The organism is Moritella sp. (assembly GCF_033791185.1).
Lineage (GTDB): Bacteria > Pseudomonadota > Gammaproteobacteria > Enterobacterales > Moritellaceae > Moritella.
Genome location: NZ_JASJHF010000036.1, coordinates 1 through 4,000, shown reverse-complemented (window position 1 = coordinate 4,000; position 4,000 = coordinate 1). Strand labels below are relative to the sequence as shown.

Genomic DNA, 4,000 nt, shown 5'->3' with positions numbered 1-4,000 from the left:
ATGGTGTATTTGGCAATATAACGCTTGGCACGGAAGTTATCATTGCGTTCTGTGTCAGGCGTTAACGGACCACGTTGTTGTTTCATTTTATGGGCGGTTTGCCAAGTACGTGTGATCATTTCACCTACTCGGCCCATCGCTTGTGAGTCAGACGAAATCATACTAATTGCACCTAAATCATGCATTATGTCTTCTGCCGCGATACTTTCTTTACGGATACGAGAATCAGCAAAGGCAACATCTTCTGGAATTGATGGGTTTAGATGATGACATACCATCAACATATCTAAATGCTCATCAATAGTATTGACCGTATAAGGTCTTGTTGGGTTGGTTGATGAGGGTAAAACATTTGGCTCACCACAAGCACGAATAATATCTGGCGAGTGACCGCCACCCGCGCCTTCAGTGTGGTAAGTATGAATCGTACGACCTTTAAACGCGCCAAGTGTATCTTCTAAAAAGCCTGATTCATTTAAGGTATCAGTATGAATAGCTACTTGTACATCATAACGCTCAGCAACAGATAGACAGTTATCAATTGCTGCTGGCGTTGTGCCCCAATCTTCATGCAGCTTTAAACCACAAACACCCGCTTCAATTTGCTCTTCCAAGGCTTGCGGTAAACTAACGTTACCTTTGCCTAAAAAGCCAAAATTCATTGAAAAGTCATTGGTTGCTTGCAACATTTTATGGATATTCCAAGGACCTGGTGTACAAGTGGTTGCTTTTGTACCTGTAGCAGGTCCTGTTCCGCCACCGATCATGGTAGTGACACCTGACATTTGTGCTTCTTCGATCTGCTGTGGGCAAATAAAATGGATATGAGCGTCAATGCCGCCAGCGGTCAATATTTGACCTTCACCAGCAATCACTTCAGTACCAGCACCGATTTCAATATCAATATTGTCTTGAATGTCAGGGTTGCCTGCTTTACCTATAATCGCGATACGACCATCTTTAATACCGACGTCGGCTTTAACAATACCCCAATGATCAAGAATAAGTGCATTGGTAATTACTACATCGACAGTTTCTAAACAAGATGCTTGGCTCTGCCCCATACCGTCTCGAATGACTTTACCGCCACCAAAAGTGACTTCTTCACCGTATTCAGTAAAATCTTTTTCTACTTCTATCCATAAGTCGGTGTCAGCTAAACGAACACGATCACCTACGGTTGGTCCAAACATATGCGCGTAAGAATGCTTATCAATGCTAGCCATGGTTATTTATCTCCCTCTAAGCTATTTGTACCTTGGATATCAATTTCAAGATCACCTTGAATGTCGCCACGAAAGCCAAATACACGGCGTTTACCGCGATAGGGAATAAGGGTAACTTCTCGTTTCTGTCCTGGTTCAAAACGAACCGCGGTACTTGAAGTGATATCTAAACGATAACCTTTGGTGATTTCGCGATCAAAGATCAACGCACTGTTAACTTCGTAAAAATGATAATGTGAGCCTACTTGAATGGGTCTGTCGCCTGAATTTGCAACCGTTACTTTTAATTGTTCACGGCCGACATTTAGTTCTCTATTTCCGCTATCAGTTTTTATTTCACCTGGGATCATAAGCTACTCCATTAAATGATTGGGTTATGGACGGTCACTAGTTTTGTGCCATCAACAAACGTTGCTTCAACCTGTACATCAGGAATAAGTTCAGCAATACCATCCATTACTTGGTCACGCGTTAATAAAGTACGACCATAATCCATCATCTCAGCAACGCTTTTGCCATCACGCGCCCCTTCGATAATCTCCATTGATATATAAGCCATCGCTTCTGGATAATTTAGCTTTAGACCACGCTTTAAACGACGCTCAGCCAATAATGCAGCGGTGAAGATCAATAGCTTGTCTTTTTCTCTTGGTAATAAATCCATAGTAATCTCTTTTATGTATGCCAGATTCGGGGTTGGATAGCAGCTTTATCAATTAATAAAGGGCGTAATACTTCCCATAAGCTTATAAATAAATTTTTGCATTGTTGTGCGTGTGCACCTAAATAGCGAATCACCAATAAGCCATCAATATCGGTGATGCTGATATTTGTCTGCGCATCTTGTTCAGCTACCTTGTCACGTAATAGATTTACAAGATCCTTGCGCTGATATTGATCTTTTAATTGTTCCGGTGCGTAAGCCAAAAAGGTAGCGAATACGCTGTGGTTGGCTAATCCAGCAGGGTGGGTTAATAAATTGTTCTGTGGCGATAGCCCGATACGATCATGGTAGATAAGTTTGCCGTCGCAAAATAAACGATTTAGCTGACAATATTTCCCATCAATAAAAGGCTGGTCAGAATCGGGCAATCCTAAACAGGTGATGTCCCAACCGAGATACACACTGCTTGAGGTAAGCTCAATATCAACGCTATTAAAACCATCGGCACCTTCGTAAACAATCGTTTCCTGCGGAAAGTTTTCACATTTAGCATTCGCGTCAAGGGCAAATTTTGTGATTTGTACTTGCTTGGTATCACCGATTGAAAGATTGGTACGTGCACGATAAAAACGCCCAGCACCTGGCGTAGTGAATAGCAGGTGTGCATTGCTTTTAATATTCACACTGATCCGTAATTCATCGCCAGAAACAATACCCGCAGGCGGATGTAAAAGGTAGATGTGGGCGCAATCACGTCCTTCTGGATAGAATGCTTTTTGAACCGAAAGTGGTCCTTTACGCTGGGTACGTGTCAGTTGTGTGCCGACAGGTGTATCACTAAATTCCAGCGCTAAATGCGCAAGCCAGTGATTTTTCACTGTCTTGCTTTTTGTTATCGGTGTGCTGACTGTTATCATTCTGCCCCTAATTATTGACTGTTATACAGCGAGATACTTACTGACTAGCTCATCGTCAAGTTCGCTCATCTCCCCAGATGCAATCACTTGTCCTTTTTCCATCAAGTGAAACTTTTCACCTACAGCACGAGCAAAAGGTAGCTTTTGCTCCACTAAAATAATGGTCATACCCTCTTCTTTATTTAACTTTAATAATACGTCACGTATCAGTTGCACAATGTTGGGTTGAATACCTTCATTGGGCTCATCTAAAATCAAAATGTCAGGATTAAGTACCAAAGCGCGACCAATCGCTAACTGCTGCTGTTGTCCACCTGAAAGGTCACCACCGCGACGGTGCAACATCTCTTTTAGCACAGGAAATAATCTAAATATATGATTTGGAATGATTTTACTTTTTTGTCTGCTGCAATTTAAACTGATTTTTAAGTTTTCTTCAACCGTAAGTTGAGGAAATATATGGCGGCCTTGCGGAACATAGCCAACGCCTATCTCTGGGCGCTTCTCTACACTGCTTTTACTCATGTCATGATCGTTTATCGTTAAGCTACCAGAACTGACGGGTAATAGACCCATGATAGTTTTTAATAGCGTGGTTTTGCCTACGCCATTACGACCCATGATACAGGTGCGCGATCCTTTCTTAATCTTGAGGTCAAGATCCCACAAAATCTGTGTACCACCATATTTTTGGTTTACTGATGTTAATTCAATCATGGTTAAGCCTGCTCCTCACCTAAATAAACTTCACGTACATCTTTATTTTCTTGGATCTCATCCATCGAGCCCTCAGCTAACACAGAACCTTGATGTAATACCGTTACCTTGCGTGCAATCGAACGTACAAAGGCCATATCATGCTCGACCACCACCACTGAATGCTTACCTGCTAAAGAGGTTAATAGCTCTGCGGTTCGTTCTGTTTCCTGTGCTGTCATACCTGCAACGGGCTCATCCACTAATAACATGCGCGGTTCGGCGGCTAATAACATGCCTATCTCTAACCACTGCTTTTGCCCATGCGATAAACGCCCAGCTGGATAATGTTGCTCGGCTGTTAGTCCGATCGTTGTTAGTACTTCATCGATTTTATCTTTCTGTTCGCCACTCAATTTATGGAATAGCGCACTCCAAATTCCTTTATCACCAGAGAGACTTAATTCAAGGTTTTCAAATACGCTCAGCGCTTCAAA

The 4,000-nt window shown here is 42.3% G+C and carries 6 protein-coding genes; all 6 read right to left on the bottom strand.

Annotated elements, in window-relative coordinates; genetic code table 11:
* On the bottom strand, positions 1–1,226 hold a 1,226-nt coding region (gene ureC / locus QNK26_RS02290), incomplete at its 3' end, for an urease subunit alpha (protein WP_319220646.1).
* Between the two features lie 2 nt (positions 1,227–1,228).
* Positions 1,229–1,576, bottom strand: a complete 348-nt coding sequence (locus QNK26_RS02285; RefSeq protein ID WP_319220645.1) for an urease subunit beta — start codon at positions 1,574–1,576, stop codon at positions 1,229–1,231.
* Between the two features lie 11 nt (positions 1,577–1,587).
* Positions 1,588–1,890 carry an urease subunit gamma gene (locus QNK26_RS02280; RefSeq protein WP_319220644.1) on the bottom strand — a complete coding sequence of 101 codons (303 nt, stop codon included), beginning with the start codon at positions 1,888–1,890 and terminating at the stop codon, positions 1,588–1,590.
* A gap of 11 nt (positions 1,891–1,901) precedes the next feature.
* On the bottom strand, positions 1,902–2,807 hold the full coding sequence (locus tag QNK26_RS02275) for an urease accessory protein UreD (protein ID WP_319220643.1): 906 nt from the start codon (positions 2,805–2,807) through the stop codon (positions 1,902–1,904).
* Positions 2,808–2,828: 21 nt separating this feature from the next.
* Positions 2,829–3,524 carry an urea ABC transporter ATP-binding subunit UrtE gene (gene urtE / locus QNK26_RS02270; RefSeq protein WP_319220642.1) on the bottom strand — a complete coding sequence of 232 codons (696 nt, stop codon included), beginning with the start codon at positions 3,522–3,524 and terminating at the stop codon, positions 2,829–2,831.
* A 2-nt stretch (positions 3,525–3,526) separates the two neighbouring features.
* On the bottom strand, positions 3,527–4,000 hold a 474-nt coding region (locus tag QNK26_RS02265), incomplete at its 5' end, for an ATP-binding cassette domain-containing protein (RefSeq protein WP_319220641.1).